General features: G+C 67.5%; 18 protein-coding genes. 1 reads left to right on the top strand and 17 read right to left on the bottom strand.

Going from position 1 to position 17,233, the window contains the following annotated elements; genetic code table 11:
* Nucleotides 1-350 (bottom strand): helix-turn-helix domain-containing protein (locus A9Z00_RS04155; RefSeq protein WP_296974762.1); only part of this gene is annotated, 350 nt, incomplete at its 3' end.
* Nucleotides 351-554: 204 nt separating this feature from the next.
* Between A9Z00_RS04155 and A9Z00_RS04160 the strand changes: the two genes are divergently transcribed.
* Complete coding sequence (locus tag A9Z00_RS04160) at nucleotides 555-2,102, top strand: YifB family Mg chelatase-like AAA ATPase (RefSeq protein ID WP_296974765.1); 1,548 nt, start codon at nucleotides 555-557, stop codon at nucleotides 2,100-2,102.
* A 206-nt stretch (nucleotides 2,103-2,308) separates the two neighbouring features.
* On the opposite strand, the gene A9Z00_RS04165 is transcribed toward A9Z00_RS04160, so the two are convergent.
* The 16 genes from A9Z00_RS04165 to smc all read right to left on the bottom strand — a co-directional run bounded on the left by A9Z00_RS04165 (nucleotide 2,309) and on the right by smc (nucleotide 17,183).
* Nucleotides 2,309-2,731, bottom strand: coding sequence for a hypothetical protein (locus A9Z00_RS04165; RefSeq protein ID WP_296974767.1), 423 nt, complete (start codon nucleotides 2,729-2,731; stop codon nucleotides 2,309-2,311).
* Nucleotides 2,732-2,774: 43 nt separating this feature from the next.
* Nucleotides 2,775-3,134, bottom strand: coding sequence for a YraN family protein (locus A9Z00_RS04170; protein ID WP_296974770.1), 360 nt, complete (start codon nucleotides 3,132-3,134; stop codon nucleotides 2,775-2,777).
* The gene (locus tag A9Z00_RS04175) at nucleotides 3,127-3,432 is read right to left on the bottom strand and encodes an EscU/YscU/HrcU family type III secretion system export apparatus switch protein (protein ID WP_296974773.1); all 306 of its coding nucleotides are present in this window, start codon (nucleotides 3,430-3,432) and stop codon (nucleotides 3,127-3,129) included. Before A9Z00_RS04175 ends, A9Z00_RS04170 begins: the two co-directional genes overlap by 8 nt.
* Complete coding sequence (locus tag A9Z00_RS04180) at nucleotides 3,429-5,363, bottom strand: hypothetical protein (RefSeq protein WP_296974777.1); 1,935 nt, start codon at nucleotides 5,361-5,363, stop codon at nucleotides 3,429-3,431. Before A9Z00_RS04180 ends, A9Z00_RS04175 begins: the two co-directional genes overlap by 4 nt.
* A gap of 141 nt (nucleotides 5,364-5,504) precedes the next feature.
* Nucleotides 5,505-6,131, bottom strand: coding sequence for a ribonuclease HII (locus tag A9Z00_RS04185; RefSeq protein WP_296974780.1), 627 nt, complete (start codon nucleotides 6,129-6,131; stop codon nucleotides 5,505-5,507).
* A 142-nt stretch (nucleotides 6,132-6,273) separates the two neighbouring features.
* Complete coding sequence (gene ylqF / locus A9Z00_RS04190) at nucleotides 6,274-7,152, bottom strand: ribosome biogenesis GTPase YlqF (protein ID WP_296974782.1); 879 nt, start codon at nucleotides 7,150-7,152, stop codon at nucleotides 6,274-6,276.
* Nucleotides 7,153-7,200: 48 nt separating this feature from the next.
* On the bottom strand, nucleotides 7,201-7,890 hold the full coding sequence (gene lepB / locus A9Z00_RS04195) for a signal peptidase I (protein WP_296974784.1): 690 nt from the start codon (nucleotides 7,888-7,890) through the stop codon (nucleotides 7,201-7,203).
* 114 nt (nucleotides 7,891-8,004) lie between these two features.
* Nucleotides 8,005-8,346 carry a 50S ribosomal protein L19 gene (gene rplS / locus A9Z00_RS04200; RefSeq protein ID WP_296974785.1) on the bottom strand — a complete coding sequence of 114 codons (342 nt, stop codon included), beginning with the start codon at nucleotides 8,344-8,346 and terminating at the stop codon, nucleotides 8,005-8,007.
* A 141-nt stretch (nucleotides 8,347-8,487) separates the two neighbouring features.
* Nucleotides 8,488-9,273 (bottom strand): tRNA (guanosine(37)-N1)-methyltransferase TrmD, encoded by a 786-nt coding sequence (trmD, locus tag A9Z00_RS04205; RefSeq protein WP_296974787.1) that lies wholly within the window; start codon nucleotides 9,271-9,273, stop codon nucleotides 8,488-8,490.
* 3 nt (nucleotides 9,274-9,276) lie between these two features.
* Nucleotides 9,277-9,795, bottom strand: a complete 519-nt coding sequence (rimM, locus tag A9Z00_RS04210) for a ribosome maturation factor RimM (protein ID WP_296974789.1) — start codon at nucleotides 9,793-9,795, stop codon at nucleotides 9,277-9,279.
* A 119-nt stretch (nucleotides 9,796-9,914) separates the two neighbouring features.
* Nucleotides 9,915-10,145 (bottom strand): KH domain-containing protein, encoded by a 231-nt coding sequence (locus A9Z00_RS04215; protein ID WP_296974790.1) that lies wholly within the window; start codon nucleotides 10,143-10,145, stop codon nucleotides 9,915-9,917.
* A 38-nt stretch (nucleotides 10,146-10,183) separates the two neighbouring features.
* Nucleotides 10,184-10,465 carry a 30S ribosomal protein S16 gene (rpsP, locus tag A9Z00_RS04220; protein WP_296974792.1) on the bottom strand — a complete coding sequence of 94 codons (282 nt, stop codon included), beginning with the start codon at nucleotides 10,463-10,465 and terminating at the stop codon, nucleotides 10,184-10,186.
* A 39-nt stretch (nucleotides 10,466-10,504) separates the two neighbouring features.
* Complete coding sequence (gene ffh, locus A9Z00_RS04225; protein WP_296974794.1) at nucleotides 10,505-11,893, bottom strand: signal recognition particle protein; 1,389 nt, start codon at nucleotides 11,891-11,893, stop codon at nucleotides 10,505-10,507.
* A 28-nt stretch (nucleotides 11,894-11,921) separates the two neighbouring features.
* Nucleotides 11,922-12,284: a YlxM family DNA-binding protein gene (gene ylxM, locus A9Z00_RS04230; RefSeq protein WP_296974796.1), complete on the bottom strand. Its 363-nt coding sequence runs from the start codon at nucleotides 12,282-12,284 to the stop codon at nucleotides 11,922-11,924.
* A gap of 247 nt (nucleotides 12,285-12,531) precedes the next feature.
* On the bottom strand, nucleotides 12,532-13,530 hold the full coding sequence (ftsY, locus tag A9Z00_RS04235) for a signal recognition particle-docking protein FtsY (RefSeq protein WP_296974798.1): 999 nt from the start codon (nucleotides 13,528-13,530) through the stop codon (nucleotides 12,532-12,534).
* An 83-nt stretch (nucleotides 13,531-13,613) separates the two neighbouring features.
* Entirely contained in the window at nucleotides 13,614-17,183 is a 3,570-nt protein-coding gene (smc, locus tag A9Z00_RS04240) for a chromosome segregation protein SMC (RefSeq protein WP_296974800.1), read from the bottom strand.
* Nucleotides 17,184-17,233 lie beyond the last annotated feature (50 nt).

Genomic DNA, 17,233 nt, shown 5'->3' on the forward strand with positions numbered 1-17,233 from the left:
GCGGGACGCAACCCGCCTTCCAGCAGAATGCGGCGGACCGAAGAGACGCTTAAATGGATGTTTTCGTGTTCGGCCAACAGCTCGGCAAAGTGGGTGGCATTGCTTCCGAAGTAGCGCTCCTGATACAGGAGCATAACGCGTTGTTTAAGCGAATCGGCCAAGGTATGAGCGGGCTTACGGCCCCGATTCCCATGAGCGATGGCTTGTGCACCTCCGAGGCGATATTTGGCCTTAAGCCGATACGCTTGCCGAATACTGATGCCAAGAATGCGCGCGACATCCTGTTCCGCGAGATGGCCATCGATCCATTTTTCAAGAACCATAGCGCGTTTCAGTTCGCTCTTCGTCAAGGTGATCTGCTCCTTACCCATACTGACATTTTCTCGGATCAGTTACACCCTGACAATATCACAGAACAACGACAAAGCCGGCCGTTTCCGGGTTGACACCGACGTGCGCATCCGGTACACTGTCTATCGAAAATCATCAGATTTCGGAAATACATGAACGGAATGTAAGGAAGCACCTTCATCCGGCGATGGGGTGTTTTTTTCGTGTACGCGAAGATTTGCTGCGCTTTCGTCCAGGGCGTGGAGGCGCTCTGGATCGACGTGGAGACCGACATTGCGCCCGGCCTGCCGCAGGTGAACGTCGTCGGCCTGCCCGACCCCGCCGTGCGCGAATCGGTCGAGCGGGTGCGCGCCGCCGTGAAGAACTGCGGCTTCCAGTTCCCGCTCCGGCGCATCACCGTCAATCTCGCCCCGGCCGATCTGCGCAAGGAAGGAACGGCGTTCGATCTCGCGATCGCCGCCGGCATCCTGGTCGTAAGCTCCCAGCTGGACGGCGGGCTGTTCCGGGGCGCGCTCGTCATCGGCGAGCTCGCGCTGTCCGGCGAGGTGCGGCCCGTTCCCGGCGTGCTGCCGATGGTCGAGCTGGCGAAGCGGCGCGGCATCCGGCGCGTCCTGCTGCCCGCGGGCAATGCGGCCGAAGCCGCGCTGATCGGCGGCCTCGAGCTGTTCGCGGTCTCGCACCTGTCGCAGCTCGCGGGCGGAGACCTGGATACGCTGCGGTTCGTTCCGGAGGCCGCCGGATCCGGCGCGCCGGATGCGGACGCCGCCGGTCCGCCGCACGCGGAGCTCGACTTCGCCGACGTGATCGGCCAGCCGACGGCGAAGCGGGCGGTGCTGACCGCCGCGGCCGGGCGGCACAACCTCCTCTTGTGCGGGCCGCCCGGGACGGGCAAGACGATGCTCGCGAAACGTCTCCCCGGCATCCTGCCGCCGATGACCGAAGAAGAATCGCTGAACGTCACGAAGATCTACAGCGCGGCGGGCAAGCTCGGCACCGGCAAGGTGTCGCTCATCCGCACGCGGCCGTTCCGTGCGCCCCACCACACGATTTCGGCCGGCGGACTGATCGGCGGCGGCTCCGTGCCGCGGCCCGGCGAGGTGACGCTGGCGCACGAGGGCGTCCTGTTCCTCGACGAGCTGCCCGAGTTCTCGCGCCAGGCGCTCGAGGCGCTGCGTCAGCCGCTCGAGGACCGCGAGGTGACGATCGCCCGCGCGCGGGCGGTGTTCCGGTTCCCGGCCCGCTTCATGCTGGCTACCTCGATGAATCCGTGCCCGTGCGGCTTTCATCTGAACGAGAGCGAGGAACAGCGCTGCACCTGCACGCCGGGGCGCATCGCGGCCTACCGGTCGCGGCTGTCCGGGCCGCTGCTCGACCGGATCGACCTGCAGGTGGAGGTGCCGCGTCCCGCGCTGCACGCCGCGAAACCGGACGGCTGGACGACCGCGAAGATGCGCGAGCGCGTCTTGGCGGCCGCCGAGCGCCAGCAGGCGCGCATGAAGCTGACCGGCGTCCGGTGGAACTGCGATCTGACGGGCCGCGCGCTGCGCGAGGCGTGCAAGCTGAAGCCCGACGCGGCGCGGCTGCTCGAATCCGCCTACCGCGCCCTCGGCTTCAGCATGCGCGCCCACGAGCGCGTCCTCCGGCTCGCGCGGACGATCGCGGACCTCGACGAACAGGACGACGTCGGAGCGGATCACGTCGCGGAGGCGATCCACTACCGGTTCCTCGACCGGCGCTTCCACGCGTCCTGACCCATGCAGGGCCGAAACATGTTGACCGGAATCGCCGTCATGACAAGCGGATGGCACGCGGCGAAACCGATCGACCGGGGACGGATAACGGTGAACCTGCGAAAGCTGAAGCGGTGGCCGCTCGTTTTGACGCTGGCGGCGGCGCTTTTGCCGTGGTCCCGGAAATAAACGGGGAGGTCTCCGGGTATTCCGAATCTGCCGTCCTCCTAGACATAGACCTTTTCACCGAACAGGCCGGCGATGAACCCGGCCGGAAAATAGGGCTTCCCTTCATATTCGAGAATGATTTTGGGTTCCGGGAAATCCCTGCAGATTCCGCCGACAATCAATGGAAGGCCGGATGCGTCACGGATCGTGGCTTCGACCGTTGTTCCGCTTTGTCCGGCTTCCTTGTCCGCCGCACGGCCCGTACCGTTGAAGGCTGCTTCAAATTCGACTTCCGCTTTCGGGGTATCCGCCATGTCCCGGTCGGATATCCTGTCCGGGGAATCCCGGAGGAACAGGAAGACCAGAAGTCCTCCCGCGATGGCCCCTGACAAAAAGATGAGGAGGTTCCTGACGGCCGGCAATCCCATCAACCCCTTCGGAAAGCGGCGCAATCGGCAGCCTGACGAATCTACCCGATTCATGCGACGAAAGCCGCCGGTTTGGGTTCAAACCGGCGGCTCCATCTTACATGGCTCCCGGAATATGATCGATATCCAGCGTTCCGTCGGAACGGGTCGTGCAGGCGATGACGTCGAAACGGATCGGGGCGTGCCGCCTTCCGTTCATCGCGAGATACGCCTGCGCCAGCGCGGCCAGCCTGCGCCGCTTGCGGGTGTCGACCGATTCGGCCGCCGTGCCGAAGCGGCTCCCCGGCGCGCGCGTCCGCACCTCGACGAAGACGATCGTCTCCCCGTCCTCCGCCACGATGTCGAGCTCGCCCATCCGGCACCGCCAGTTCCGGTGCAGGATGCGGAAGCCCCGCGCGGCCAGGTAATGCGCGGCCGCTTCCTCGCCGCGCCTGCCGGTCTCCCGCCGCCTATCCATCGCCGACGCCCCATTCCTTCAGCTTGCGGTCGGTCCGATAGATGAAGCTGAGCACCTCCGCGACCAGCGCGTACAATTCGGGCGGAATCTCCTGGTCGATGTCCAGCCGCGACAGCACTTCGACGAGCGAAGCGTCCTCCTGGATCGGCACACCGTGCTCCCGCGCCAGCTCGAGGATGCGCTCCGCGACATGGCCCTGCCCCTTCGCGGCCACGACGGGGGCCGAATGCTCGGCCGGATGGTACTTCAGCGCCACCGCCTTGCGCAGCGGTTCGGACGGTCCTTCGGGCCGTTTCACAGGCGCAGGTCCACCCCCTTGTACGGCTTGCCGGCGTACGCCGCCGGATCGGAAGACGGAGCCTGCGCCGCGGCTTCCTTGCCCGCGTTCCCGGCGGCCGTATCCGGGAACGGCTTCACGCGCACCGACGCGAGCTGGTATCCGGCGCGGTTCAGCGCCCCGGCCGCCTCACCGCGCGCGACCTCGACGAGCCGCTCGAGAACCGGATGGTCGTTCCAGATGTTCAGGCTGACGAACCGGTCGACCACCTGCACGTCGACGACCGTGTCGCCGAGATGCTTCATCCTCAGGTCAAACAGCAGCCGGCAATTGTCGGGGTCCAGCTCTCCCCTGCGGCCGCGGCGCGACTGGATCGTAATCCGGGCCGCCTCGCCGCCGTCCTCCCCGCGGAACGGAATGAACAGCGTCACGTGCGAGAACAGGGCGCCGTTTCGCTCCGGCGCGAGCAGAAGCTGCTGGCCGGTGATCTGCTGCACGAGCTGCTGCGCGGTCTCGCGCAGCGCGGCCGGCGCGTCTTCGGACGCCGCCAGCTGCAGCAGCGCCTGCTTCAGCGTCTCGCCGGCGGCCGGACCCGCTCCGGCGCGGACCTGCTGCGCCTCGGCCGCCTGCGGCGGGAGCGGAAAGGCGCCCGGCCCGGTACGGGGCGCCGAGCGTTCCGCCGCACCTTGCGCGCCGGCTCCGGCGGCCGCTTCCCTGCCGGCCGCCGCGGCGTTCGGCGACGCCTCATCCGCCGCCCGTTGGCCTGCGGCGGCGTCGCCGCGGGATGAGGCCTGCTGCGCGAGCTGCTTTTCGTAGTCGACGCCGAGCCATTTCAGCAGGGCGTGGATCCAGTTGCCCGTCCTTCCCGGAACGGCCGTCTGCTGCGGCTGCGCGGCGGCCAGTTGCGGCGAAGCGGACCCGGGCGCCGGCTCCGCCGTCGGTCCGGTCTGTCCGGCGCCGATGCCCGGCGGCCGCGCGTCGGCGGTACGGACTGCCGCCCCCGCCGCACCCGGAGCCGGCGTCAGCCCGGCCGCAGCGCCGACCGACGCCGGACCCGAAGCCGGCGCTGGTCCGGATGCGGAACCGGCCTGCGAAGCCGTCGCGGCTGCGGACGGCGAAGCCGACGATCCCGGCGATGCGCCGGCGCCGCCGGCCTGCGCGGTTCCCGATCCGGCGCCGGGCGATCCGGCCGGTCCTTGCGGTCCCGGTCCGGCCGATGGGGCCTGCGCCGTAGCCCGCCCCGCGAGGTCCGCAAGCAGCGCCTCCCCTTCGGCGAGCAGCGCGAGGACGCGAGCCGCCGACGCGGGCAGCGCACCGCCGGCGGACGTCGCTCCGGCCGCGCCGCCGGCTTGCGCTCCGGCCCGGCCGGCCAGCGCCTCGAGCTGCGCGCGGAGCTGCTCCAGCAGCTCGCCGGCGGGCTTGCCGAACATCGCCTGCCGGAGCGCGGCGACCGTGCTTTCCGTCACGGGAAGCCCGCGCTTCCATGCCGTCGCGGCCGCCTGCATCCATTCCGCCTCCGGCGCGTGCGCCGGGCGGACGGCCGCGGCCTGACGGAACGCCTCGCCGGCCTCGCGGGTGACCGGATAGCCGCCCCGGCGCAGATCGAGCGCAATGTCCCTCGCCCACGGCTTGTCCGGCAGACCGAGCAGCTTCAGCAGCCCGCGCAGCGTCGCCTGCGGCGGCTGCGCCTGTCCGGCGTCGACAGGCCGGAGCACGATCGTTCCGGCCGTCGACTCGGGCATGATCTCCAGCAGCGCCGGCTGTCCCGGCGCCAGCGGCGCCTCGAGCCGCGCCCGGATCTGAACGCCGTTCAGCGACACCAGCGCGTCCCCGCCTTCCAGAAGCTGCAGCACGACGCCGCGCACCATCTGGCCGATCCTGAGCTCCAGAGCCTTCGCCTGGTCCGGCATCGGTTCTCCGGCCATGACGCGCATCAGTTGGCCGACCTGCATCGCTGTTCGCCCCCTTCTTCCCTATGGTTACTATATCGGCTGAATGCGCCGCGGGCTGAAGAACGCGAAAACCGCCCGGCGGGCGGTTTTCGGCCGCCGGGAAGAAAGGGCGGTTCCCCCCGGCGGCGAATATGCGGATCTTCAGAACAGGGTAAGCTGCTCGTCCAGCAGCCTGCCGAGGAACGACCTCCGGTGCATCGGGCTCGGCCCGAATTCCAGCAGCCGCTCCCGGTGCAGCTTCGTCGCGTATCCCTTATGTATCGCAATCCCGTATTCCGGATACAACGGGTCCCATTCGTCCGTGCAGAGCCGGTCGCGCGTCACCTTCGCGATGATCGAGGCCGCGGCGATCGCCTGGCAGCGCGCGTCGCCGTGGACGACGGCGAGCTGCGGTACGTCCATCTCGACGGTCTCGGCGTCGACAAGCAAATAATCGGGCTTGACCTCCAAAGCCTCCACCGCCAGCTTCATGGCCAGCCGGGAAGCCTGCCGGATGTTGATCCGGTCGATCTCCTCCGGGCCGACGCGGGCGACCGCCCAGGCTACCGCATGTCCGATGATCCGATCGTAGCACCGCTCGCGCTGCTTCGCGGTCAGCTTCTTCGAGTCGTTCACTTCCTCGAGACGAAGTTCCGGCGGCAGGATGACGGCGGCCGCCACCACGTCGCCGAACAGCGAGCCGCGGCCGGCCTCGTCGACGCCGGCGATAAACCGATAGCCCTGCCGCGCAAGCTCCCGCTCATGCGACAGCATGTCCTTCCGTTCCATGTATGCGCCTCGCTTTCCGCAAATCCCGAATCCGGCCCGGCGCACGGAGCGTCCCGCTGTCCCGCCGAACCATCCGGCCCTCCGGAGGCCCGGCCGGTGGGATCGATGCGCCCCGCCAACCTCCGGGCCGGTCCCCCGCCGGTCAGCGGAACTCGTCCGGCTCCTCGAGCGTGATCCGGCCGATCTTGCCCGTCCGCAGCTCGCGCAGCAGCGCGCCGGACGCCTTCTCCAGGTCGACGCGCCCGCCTCCCGCGAGACAGCCGCGCTTCCGCCCGATCCGCTCCAGCACGTCGACGATCCGGCCGGCATCGTCCGGATCGTCCGGCGGTCCGCCCTCCAGCCCGAACCGTTCCGCCAGCGCGTCCCAATACTTTGCGGCCAGCGTCTTCACGACGAAGAACGCGACCTCCTCGAGATTCAAAATCTCTTCCCGGATTGACCCGATCGCCGCCAGCCGCAGGCCCACCGCCGGATCGTCGAACTTCGGCCACAGGATGCCCGGCGTGTCGAGCAGCTCCATCACGCCGCCGACCTTGATCCACTGCTGGCCCTTCGTCACGCCCGGCCGGTCGCCGGTCGCCGCGGCGCCCCGGCCGGCCAGCCGGTTGATCAGCGTCGACTTGCCGACGTTCGGAATGCCGACGATCATCGCGCGGACCGGCCGCGGATTCACCCCCCGCGCCTTCATCCGCTCGAAGAGCGGGGCGGCGAGCTGCCGCACCCGCCCGGGGATCTCCTGCACGCCCCGGCCGCCGGCGGAATCCACGGCGACGCAGTCGAGCCCTTCCCCGCGAAATGCCGCGATCCACCGCTCCGTCGAATGCGGGTCCGCCAGATCGGCCTTGTTCAGCACGACGAGCCGCGGCTTGCCGCGCAGGATTTCGCCGATCATCGGATTGCGGCTCGCATGCGGCACGCGCGCGTCGAGCAGTTCGATCACCGCATCGATCAGCTTCAGCTTCTCCTGGATCTGCCGCTTCGCCCGGGTCATGTGGCCCGGGAACCATTGAATCGTCGTCATGCCGCCTCCCTCTTCAGCCGCGCGGACCGGGTCCCGGCGGTTCTCCCGTCAACCGGCCGGAACCGGAGCCGAATGGTCGATGAACCCGAACTTGTCGAGCGGCCAGAACACGACGTCCGCCCGGCCGATCACGTTCTCGAGCGGGATGAACCCGATCATCCGGCTGTCCTTGCTGTTGCGCCGGTTGTCGCCGAACGCGAGGATCATCCCTTCGGGCACGGTGGTCTCGGATACGATCGCGTTCGGGAAATCGTCGCCGAGATTCCAGGCCGGCTCGCCCGCCGCCCGCGCCCGCTCGATCGCCTCCCGGAGGTAAGGCTCTTCGAATTTGACGCCGTTTATGTACAGCTCGTCGCCTTCCAGCCGCACGGTGTCGCCGGGCACGCCGATGACGCGCTTGATGAAGTCGCGGTTCTCCTCCGGCACGTGGAACACGATGACCTCGCCGCGCCTCGGTTCCCGGAAATCGTACAGAATCTTGTTCACGATGAGCCGCTCGCCGGTCTCGAAATTCGGCTGCATCGACGGACCGTCCACGATGAACGGCGCGAACAGGAACCAGCGGATGACGAAAACCAGGAGCCCGGCGATCGCCAGCGCCTTGATCCATTCCACGATTTCCTTGTACAGCCGGCTTCCTTCTCCCGATCCGGCCTCCTTCGCTCCGTCCACCGGCTGCCCGCCGTCCGCTCCGTCATGCTGCGGCAGCTCCGGTTCGTGCGTGTCGGTGCGGTCCATCCGCCCACCACCTTTCGCGCCTTGTTGTCCGTCATCCGTCCGTCACACCGACAGACAAATCGCCATAACAGAAAAGGGACTTGTCGAAAGCAAGCCCCCTCCGTGTCCGTACGTTCAACGTTCTTTGATTCTGGCCGCCTTGCCGCGCAGGTCTCGCAGGTAGTACAGCTTGGCGCGACGCACCTTGCCGCGGCGCACGACCTCGATCTTGTCGATCCTGGGCGAATGCAGCGGGAACGTTCTTTCGACGCCGACGCCATACGAAATCTTGCGGACCGTGAACGTCTCGCTGATTCCGGAGCCCCGGCGCTTGATGACCACGCCCTCGAACACCTGGATCCGTTCACGGGAACCTTCGATGACCTTCACGTGCACCCGCAGCGTGTCGCCCGGACGGAAATCCGGAATATCCTTGCGGAGTTGTTCCTGCGTAATCTCCCGTACGAGTTGATTCATCGGACGTACCTCCTTCCCCAGGGACGTTCATGCGGGCTCGCCGGCACCTGCCTTGTGCCGGGTCACGGCCGGCAGCGGACCGTCCCGAAATCGCAAACAACATTTGCAATTTTACCACAGCGCTTCCGCAAATACAACCGGTTATCCGGAGGCACCGTCCCGCTCCGGATCCCCGCCTTTCGCGGACCCGGCCGCCATCCGGCGGCGCTCCTCCTCGATGAAACGCCGCTCCTCCGGCGTAAGGTCCGCGTGCTCGAGCAGATCCGGGCGGCGCCGGAGCGTGCGGAGCAGCGACTGCCGGCGGCGCCATTCCGCGATCTTCCCGTGATGGCCGGACAGCAGCACCTCCGGCACGTCCCAGCCGCGGAACGAAGCCGGACGCGTATATTGCGGATATTCAAGCAGGCCGCTCTGGAACGAATCCGTGATGGCCGATGTCTCGTTGCCGAGCACGCCGGGCAGGAGCCGCACGACCGCGTCGATGACGACCATCGCGGGCAGCTCGCCGCCGGTCAGCACATAATCGCCGATCGACAGCTCGTCCGTCGCGAGATGCTCGCGGATCCGTTCGTCGTAGCCCTCGTAGTGCCCGCAGATGAAGATGAGGCGCGGCTCCTTCGCGAGCTCCTCCGCCTTGCGCTGCGTGAACGTCTCGCCCTGCGGGCACGTCAGGATGATGCGCGGACGCGGCTCGTCCGGTTTCAGCAGAGCCTCGACCGCGGCGAAGATCGGCTCGGGCTTCAGCACCATGCCGCTGCCGCCGCCGTAAGGATAATCGTCCACCGTGTTGTGCTTGTTGTTCGCGTAATCGCGGAAATTGACGACGTTCAGCTCGACGATTCCCTTTTCCCGGGCCTTGCCGATGATGCTCGCCCCGAACACGCCCTCGAACATCTCGGGAAACAGCGTGAGCACGTCGATCCGCATCGGTCAGATCAGCCCTTCCATCAGGTGGATCGTCACCCGCTTCGCCGCCACGTCGACATCCTTCACGACGTCGGAGATGTACGGAACGAGCACCTCGCGCCCCTTCGGACGCCGGACAACCCAGACGTCGTTCGCGCCCGGCCGCAGGATTTCGGTGATCCGGCCGATCTCCTCGCCCTCTTCCGTCACGACCGTGCAGCCGATGATGTCGTGGAAGTAGTATTCCCCTTCTCCGAGCGGAACGCGGCGCGAAGCCGGCACCTTGACCGTCCACCCCTTGTACGGAAGCACCTGGTTGATGTTGTCGTATTCCTTCAGCTTGACGAGGTACATCCCCTTGTGCTCCCGCGCCGATTCCACCTCGACCTCCACCTGGGCGGACGAATCGGGAGCGTGCAGCGTCAGGCGGCTGCCGGGCGCAAACCGCTCTTCGGGAAAATCGGTCGACGGCAGCACCTTCACCTCGCCCCGGATCCCGTGGGTGTTCACCAGCCTGCCGACCGTAAGCCACTTCACTTCCACGCTTGGGGACGCTCCTTTCGCGCGGCCGGCCCGTCCGACGTCCGGCAGGGCGGCGAGGGCCGGGACGTCAGCCCGCCCCGGCCCCCGGCCGATCCGGCGCCCGACGGGCCGAACCGGACTTACGATTCGATATCGACGATGACGCGGCGCCTGTCCCTCGCGGCGGCCGACGTGACGACCGTCCGGATGGCTTTCGCGATCCGCCCCTGCTTGCCGATGACCTTCCCGATGTCGTCGGGATGGACGGACAGCGTGTAGACCGTGCCGCGTTCATCCTCGCGCACCGTCACCCGGACGTCGTCGGGATGATCCGTAAGCGACCTTGCGATCACCTGAATCAATTCCTGCATGCGTCGGCCTCCTTCCGCAGGTCAGGTCATGCGCGGCCTTACTCGGCCTTCTTGCCCTGCCTCAGTTCATGGAACTTCTTCATGATGCCGGCCCTGCTGAGCAGGCTGCGCGCCGTGTCGGACGGCTGCGCGCCGCGTTGCAGCCACTTCAGCGCCTTCTCTTCGTCGATGCGCAGCTGAACCGGATTGGTCAGCGGATTGTAATAGCCGAGCTCCTCGATGAAGCGGCCGTCCCGGGGAGAACGCGAATCGGACACGACCACGCGGTAGAACGGCTTCTTGTGCGCACCCATGCGCTTCAGACGAATGCGTACTGCCATGCGGAATTCACCTCCTTCAACAAGCTCACCCGGCTGCGTTCAGCCGAACGGGAAGCGCGGCCCGCGGCCGGGGAGCCCCTTCAGGCCCTTCAGGCCTTTCAATCCCTTCGGGCCCTTGCCGCCTCCCATCATCTGCGAAAACTGCTTCATCATGCGGCGCATGTCCTCGAACTGCTTGATCAGCCGGTTCACTTCGGCGATCGACGTGCCGCTGCCCGCCGCGATGCGCCGGCGCCGGCTGTGGTTCAGGATGTCCGGGTTGCGCCGCTCCTCCTTCGTCATCGACTGGATGATCGCCTCGACGCGGGCGAACTGCTTCTCGTCGACCCGGACGTCCTTCAGCTGCTTCAGCTTGCCCATGCCGGGCAGGAGATCGAGCAGCTGGTCGAGCGGCCCGAGCTTCCGCACCTGCGCCATCTGCTCGAGGAAATCCTCGAACGTGAACTCGGCCGCGCGCATTTTGCGCTCCATCTCGGCCGCCTTCTCGGCGTCGATCGCCGCCTGCGCCTTCTCGATGAGCGACAGCATGTCCCCCATGCCGAGGATGCGGGAAGCCATCCGGTCCGGATGGAACGGCTCGAGCGGCTCGATCTTCTCTCCCGTCCCGACGAACTTGATCGGGCAGCCGGTGACGGCCTTGACGGAGATCGCCGCGCCGCCGCGCGTGTCGCCGTCGAGCTTCGTCAGCACGACGCCCGTCAGCCCGAGCTGCTCGTGGAAGCTCTGCGCGACGTTCACCGCTTCCTGCCCGATCATCGCGTCGACGACGAGCAGCACTTCGTCCGGCTTCACCTCTTCGCGGATCTGCCGGAGCTCCTCCATGAGCGCCTCGTCGATGTGCAGCCGCCCCGCCGTGTCGATGATCAGGTAGTCGCGGCCCTCATCCTTCGCGCGCTGCAAGGCCTGCCGCGCGATCTCGACCGGGCTGACGCGATCGCCGAGCGAGAACACCGGCACGCCGATCTGGCCGCCGAGCACCTCCAGCTGCCGGATCGCCGCCGGACGATAGATGTCGCAGGCCGCGAGCAGCGGCTTGTGCCCGCCGTTCTTGAGCATCAGCGCGAGCTTCGCGCTGGACGTCGTCTTGCCGGAACCCTGCAGGCCCGCCATCATGACGACGGTCGGGGGCTTCGCGGCCTTCGCGAGCTTCGCCTGGGTGCCGCCCATCAGCTCGGTCAGTTCCTTGTTGACGATATCGATGATGACCATGCCGGGCGTGAAGCTCTTGACCACTTCCTGGCCGATCGCCCGCTCCCTGACCCGCGCGATGAAGTCCTTGACCACCTTGAAGTTGACGTCCGCCTCAAGCAGCGCCAGACGGACCTCGCGCATCGCCTCGTTGACGTCTTCTTCCGTCACCTTGCCCTTGCCGCGCAGCTTCCCGAACACGCTCTGGAGCCGGCTCGTCAATGTTTCGAATGCGGCCATCCGCTTTCGCCCCCCGCCGTATGATTCGTCAGTCGTTCTCGACGGCCTGGCGCAGCCGCGCCAGCGCCGACCGGACGGCGGCCGCGTCCGCCGTCTCCGGCAGCTTCTCCGCGGCGCGCTCCAGCTCCGTGATCAGGGCCGTCAGCCGCTCGTGCCGCGCGAGCAACCCGAGCCGGTCCTCGTAGCTCTCCAGCGTCTCCTCCGCGCGCCGGATATGCTCGAAGACGGCCTGGCGGCTGATGCCGAACTCCGACGCGATCTCGCCGAGCGAGTAGTCGTCGTGAAAATAATATTTCAGGAACAACCGCTGCCTGTCGGTCAGCAGCGGCCCGTAGAAATCGAACAGCAGATTGATCCGGTTCGTCTTCTCGAGGGCTTCCGGCTCGCGCATCCTTCCGTCCCTTCCGGCCGGATTCACCCCGCCCGTCAAGGCGATGATCTTGACACCCCGGCCAGCTTCTCTATCATACCCTAAGGCATTCGCCGTGTCAAGTCGATCACCTTGTCAGACCTGCGCCCATCGGAATCCTGTCCGCTCCGTTCCGCCCGCTCCGTCCCGCGCGGCGAACCGGATCTTAAGCCGGTTCGCCCTGCGCGCGGGCCCCGGCCGGCATGCAGGCGCGCCGCGCCGCAGCCGCTCACTCCGCGCCGCCGGCTTCGACCTCCTTCTCGATCGCGCCGGCGAACAGTGCGTGGACGAACTGCTCCGCGTCGAACTCCTGCAGGTCGTCCATCTTCTCGCCGAGGCCGACGAGCTTCACCGGCAGCTGCAGCTCGTGGCGGATCGCGATGACGATGCCGCCCTTCGCCGTGCTGTCCAGCTTCGTGAGCACAATGCCCGTGACGCCGCTCTTCTCGCCGAACAGCTTTGCCTGGCTGAGCGCGTTCTGCCCCGTCGTCGCGTCGAGCACGAGCAGCACTTCATGCGGCGCGCCCGGCATCTCCCGCTGGATGACGCGGTAGATTTTGTTCAGCTCCTCCATCAGATTCGTCTTGTTCTGCAGCCGGCCCGCCGTGTCGCAGAGCAGCACGTCGACGCCCCGCTGCTTCGCGGCCCGGATCGCGTCGTACATGACGGCGGCGGGATCCGCGCCGGGCTGCTGCTTCACCACGTCGACGCCGACGCGCCGCCCCCATTCCTCGAGCTGCTCGATCGCCCCGGCGCGGAACGTGTCGCCCGCCGCGAGCAGAACCGATTTCCCCTCGCGCTTGAAGCGGTGCGCCAGCTTGCCGATCGTCGTCGTCTTGCCGACGCCGTTCACGCCGACGAACAGGTAGACCGTCGTGCCCGACTCGGCCATCCGCAGCCCCTCGTCCGCGCCATCCTTGAGCAGCGCGACCAGCTTCTCGGACAGGATCGGCTGCAGTTCGGCCGCGTCCTCGATCCTCCGCCGGCGCACTTCCTCGCGCAGCTCGTCGATCAGCCGCATGACCGTCGTCACGCCGACATCCGCGGCGATCAGAATCTCCTCCAGCTCCTCGTAGAACGCCTCGTCGATCTTCTTGCGCCGGAGCACGAGCTCCTCCACCTTGCCCGCAATCGCGGCAGCGGTCTTGCCGAGCCCTTCGCGGAACTTGTTCGTCACCGCTTCGGCCTTCGCCGAGATGCTCTCGCGCAACTTTCTGAAAAAGCTCACCGTTCAACCACCTTTCTTGATCCATAAAGAAGCGGGCCGGACCGGAAAACCGACCGAAAGCCCGCACCTTCGAACGAACCGAATCAGACCGTCACCGGCTCGCCGTCCTCGAGCCGCACCGAGACGAGCTTCGAGACGCCGTCCTGCTCCATCGTCACGCCGTAGAGGACGTCCGCCTCCTCCATCGTGCCCTTGCGGTGCGTGACGACGATGAACTGCGTCTGCTCGGAGAACTCGCGCAGGTACTGCGCGAACCGCGTCACGTTCGCCTCGTCCAGCGCCGCCTCGACCTCGTCGAGCACGCAGAACGGCACCGGCTTCACGCGCAGGATCGCGAACAGCAGCGCCATCGCGGTCAGCGCCCGCTCGCCGCCCGAGAGGAGCTGCAGGTTCTGCAGCTTCTTGCCCGGCGGCTGGGCGACGATGTCGATGCCCGTCTCCAGCGGATGGTCCGGATCGACCAGGACGAGATCCGCGCGGCCTCCGCCGAACAGCCGGCTGAACACGATGCCGAACTGGCCGCGGATCGCCTCGAACGTCGTGCGGAAGCGCCGGCCCATCTCCTCGTCCATCTCGCGGATGACCTGATAGAGCGCCGCCTTCGCCTCGACGAGATCGTCCTTCTGCGAGCTGAGAAAATCGTACCGCTCCTTCACCCGCTCGTATTCCTCGATGGCGCCGAGGTTGACCTCACCGAGCAGCGCGATCTGCCGCTTCAGCTCCCGCACCTCCTGCTGCGCGGCGGCCGGGTCCTCCGGCACCGGATACCGCTCCTTCGCGAGCTCGAACCCGATTTCGTATTCCTCGCCCAGCGTGCGCAGCAGGTTGTCCAGCTCGACGTCGAGCCGGTTCACCGCGATCTCGGTCCGCCGCAGTTCTTCCTCCACCTGACGGAGCTGCTCGCGCTGCTCCTTCGTCTCGCTCTCCCCCTCTTCGAGGAGGCGGACCTTGTCGGCCCGCTCGGCGCGTTTCAGATCGATCGCCTCCGAGCAGCGCTCTTTCTTCAACCGAAGCTCGTTCAGCGTCTCCCGCTGCCGCACCGCTTCCGCTTCGAGCCGCTGCGCTTCTTCTTCCTGCAGCGCCGCCGTCTCGCGCATCGAGGCCAGATCCTGCTTCGCGCGCGCGATCTCGCCGCGCAGCCGCGCCGACTGCTCGGCGAGCGACTGCATCTCCTGCTCCGTCTTCGCGACGGTGACCTTCAGTCCGGTCAGCTGTTCCTTGAGCGCTTCCCTTGCCGATTCGCCGGCCCGGCGCCGCTCCTCCGCCTCGCGGATCGCCTGCTGCAGCCGCGCCTCCTCGGCGGCCATTTCCCGGAGGCGGGCCTCGGCGGCCTCGCGCGCCGCGTCCAGCGCCTCGAGCTCCCTGAGCTGGCTGCCGCGGTCATCGGTCCTGAGCCGGAGCTGCTCCCGGAGTCGCTGCTCATCCTGCCCGATCTGCTGCAGCGCCGAGCTCAGCCGCTGCTCCTCGATCCGCTTCGCTTCGGCCTGACCGCGCGCGTCCTCGATGTTCCGGCCGCAGTCGGACAGCTCCCTGCGCAGGTCTTGGAGCTTGCCGCTCAGCACCCCGAGCTGCTCCTCCGCTTCCCGGATCTCCCGATCCAACTCCTCGATCTGGCGCCGGCGTCCGAGCAGGCTCGCGCCGCGCTTCTGCAGGCTCCCGCCGGTCATCGATCCGCCCGCGTTCACGACGTCGCCGTCGAGCGTGACGACGCGGTACCGGTAGCCGCAGCGGGCGGCAATCCGGTTCGCCTGCTCCAGCGTCTCCGCAATCAGCACGTTGCCGAGCAGGTTCGCGAGAATCTGCGCGTAGCGCCCGTCGCACGCCACGAGCTCCGAGGCGATCCCGACGAAACCGTCGACCGACTGCGCGGCGAGCCGGTCCGGCTCCGGCACGCTCCGTCCGCGGATCACATCGAGCGGCAGGAACGTCGCGCGGCCGAGCTGACGCTGCTTGAGATAGCCGATCGCCTCGCGCGCCGTCCGCTCGTCGTCCATGACGATGTGTTGCAACGCGCCGCCGAGCGCCGTCTCCACCGCGATCTCGAGATGCTCCGGCACGCGGATCAGCTCCGCGACGGCCCCGTGCACGCCGGACAGCGCGCCCCGGCGCGCCGCCTTCAGCACCTCGCGCACGCCCTGCATGAAGCCTTCGAGGCTTTCCTGCATTTCCTTCAGCGTGTCGCGCCTGGATACGCCGGCGTCCCGCTTCTGTTCCCACCGGCGGATGAGCGCCTGCGTCTCCTCGAGCGAGCGCTGCAGCTCCTGCCGCCGTTCGGTCTCGGCGATGAGACGCTGCCGGACCGCTTCAAGCGCTTTTGCGTTCTCCTCCAGGCGCGCCGACATTTCCGTCCGCCGGGCGGCGAGCCGCTCGAGCTCGCCGGCGTCCGCCGCCTCCTCTTCGTCCAGCCGCTTGAGGCGCCGCTCCGCCGCCTCGCGCTGCTGCTCCGCGTAGCGGATCTCGTTGCGCAGCGAGGCCATCGCGGAGAGCACGTCCAGCAGTTCGCTCTTCAGCCGCTCCTCTTCCTCCGCGTCGGCCGAGGCGCCGGCGCCGGACAGCTTCTCCTCCTCCCGCGCCAGCTGCCCGCGCTGCTCCTCCAGCGTCTGCCCGAGCGCGGCGGCCTTCGCCCTGAGGTCCGCCTCCTCCTTCGCCAGCTCCGCGATCCGCGCGGACTGCGCCGCGATCGTCTCTTCGAGCTGCTTCCGGTTCTGCTCGAGGTTGCGGCGCCGCTCCTTCAGCACCTCGCCCAGGCCTTCGCATTTCTCGTATTCCTCGCTGATCGCGAGCAGCTCCGCGTGCAGCCGCTCGATCTCGTCCTCGATCCGCCGGAGCGCGAGCCGATCCTGCTCGAGGGTCGCGTCGTGGCGGCTTACGACCGCCATCAGCTCGGCCTGTTGCGCTTTCAGTTGCTCGAGTTTCGCGCCGAGCTCTTTCCAGCTGGCGTGCACATGCTCGATCTGATGGACGTAGAGCGAGATCTCCTTCGACTTCAGCTGCTCGCGGAGCTCCTTGTAACGTTTCGCCTTTTCCGACTGCTCGCGGAGCGGTTCGAGCTGGCCTTCCAGCTCGGCGATCAGGTCGTGGATCCGGACGAGATTCTGCTCCGTGTCCTCGAGCTTCTTCTGCGCCTCGCGCTTGCGGGTCTTGTATTTCACGATGCCCGACGCTTCCTCGAAAATGCCCCGCCGGTCCTCCGCCCGCGTGCTCAGAATCTCCTCGATGCGCCCCTGCCCGATGATCGAGTAGGCTTCCTTGCCGATGCCGGTGTCCATGAACAGCTCGGTGATGTCCTTGAGCCGGCACGCCTGCTTGTTGATGAGATATTCGCTCTCGCCGTTCCGGTGCACGCGCCGGGTGACCGTCACCTCGTCGTAATCGAGCGGCAGCGTGCGGTCCGTGTTGTCGAGCGTAATCGTCACTTCGCTGAAGTTCACGGCCTTCCGGGTGTCGCTGCCGGCGAAGATGACGTCCTGCATGTTGCCGCCGCGCAAGCTCTTCGCGCTCTGCTCGCCGAGCACCCACCGGATGCCGTCGGAAATGTTGCTCTTCCCGCTGCCGTTCGGCCCGACGACCGCCGTGATGCCGGGAACGAATTCCAGCTCCGTCCGGTCGGCAAACGATTTGAAACCGATGAGTTCGATCCGTTTCAGGAACATGCGCGTGCCCCACCTCCGGCTTCCCTGGTTTCCGCCGCATGCTGGCGTCA

The sequence above is a fragment of the Thermobacillus sp. ZCTH02-B1 genome, from assembly GCF_002159085.1.
Taxonomy (GTDB): domain Bacteria; phylum Bacillota; class Bacilli; order Paenibacillales; family Paenibacillaceae; genus Thermobacillus.

What these genes read in the sequence shown, in the direction of transcription:
- A9Z00_RS04165 (WP_296974767.1), bottom strand. Translation starts at nt 2,731, where the DNA reads ATGAATCGGGTAGATTCGTCAGGCTGCCGATTGCGCCGCTTTCCGAAG.
- A9Z00_RS04170 (WP_296974770.1), bottom strand. Translation starts at nt 3,134, where the DNA reads ATGGATAGGCGGCGGGAGACCGGCAGGCGCGGCGAGGAAGCGGCCGCG.
- A9Z00_RS04180 (WP_296974777.1), bottom strand. Translation starts at nt 5,363, where the DNA reads ATGCAGGTCGGCCAACTGATGCGCGTCATGGCCGGAGAACCGATGCCG.
- A9Z00_RS04185 (WP_296974780.1), bottom strand. Translation starts at nt 6,131, where the DNA reads ATGGAACGGAAGGACATGCTGTCGCATGAGCGGGAGCTTGCGCGGCAG.
- ylqF (WP_296974782.1), bottom strand. Translation starts at nt 7,152, where the DNA reads ATGACGACGATTCAATGGTTCCCGGGCCACATGACCCGGGCGAAGCGG.
- lepB (WP_296974784.1), bottom strand. Translation starts at nt 7,890, where the DNA reads ATGGACCGCACCGACACGCACGAACCGGAGCTGCCGCAGCATGACGGA.
- rplS (WP_296974785.1), bottom strand. Translation starts at nt 8,346, where the DNA reads ATGAATCAACTCGTACGGGAGATTACGCAGGAACAACTCCGCAAGGAT.
- trmD (WP_296974787.1), bottom strand. Translation starts at nt 9,273, where the DNA reads ATGCGGATCGACGTGCTCACGCTGTTTCCCGAGATGTTCGAGGGCGTG.
- A9Z00_RS04215 (WP_296974790.1), bottom strand. Translation starts at nt 10,145, where the DNA reads ATGCAGGAATTGATTCAGGTGATCGCAAGGTCGCTTACGGATCATCCC.
- rpsP (WP_296974792.1), bottom strand. Translation starts at nt 10,465, where the DNA reads ATGGCAGTACGCATTCGTCTGAAGCGCATGGGTGCGCACAAGAAGCCG.
- ffh (WP_296974794.1), bottom strand. Translation starts at nt 11,893, where the DNA reads ATGGCCGCATTCGAAACATTGACGAGCCGGCTCCAGAGCGTGTTCGGG.
- ylxM (WP_296974796.1), bottom strand. Translation starts at nt 12,284, where the DNA reads ATGCGCGAGCCGGAAGCCCTCGAGAAGACGAACCGGATCAATCTGCTG.
- smc (WP_296974800.1), bottom strand. Translation starts at nt 17,183, where the DNA reads ATGTTCCTGAAACGGATCGAACTCATCGGTTTCAAATCGTTTGCCGAC.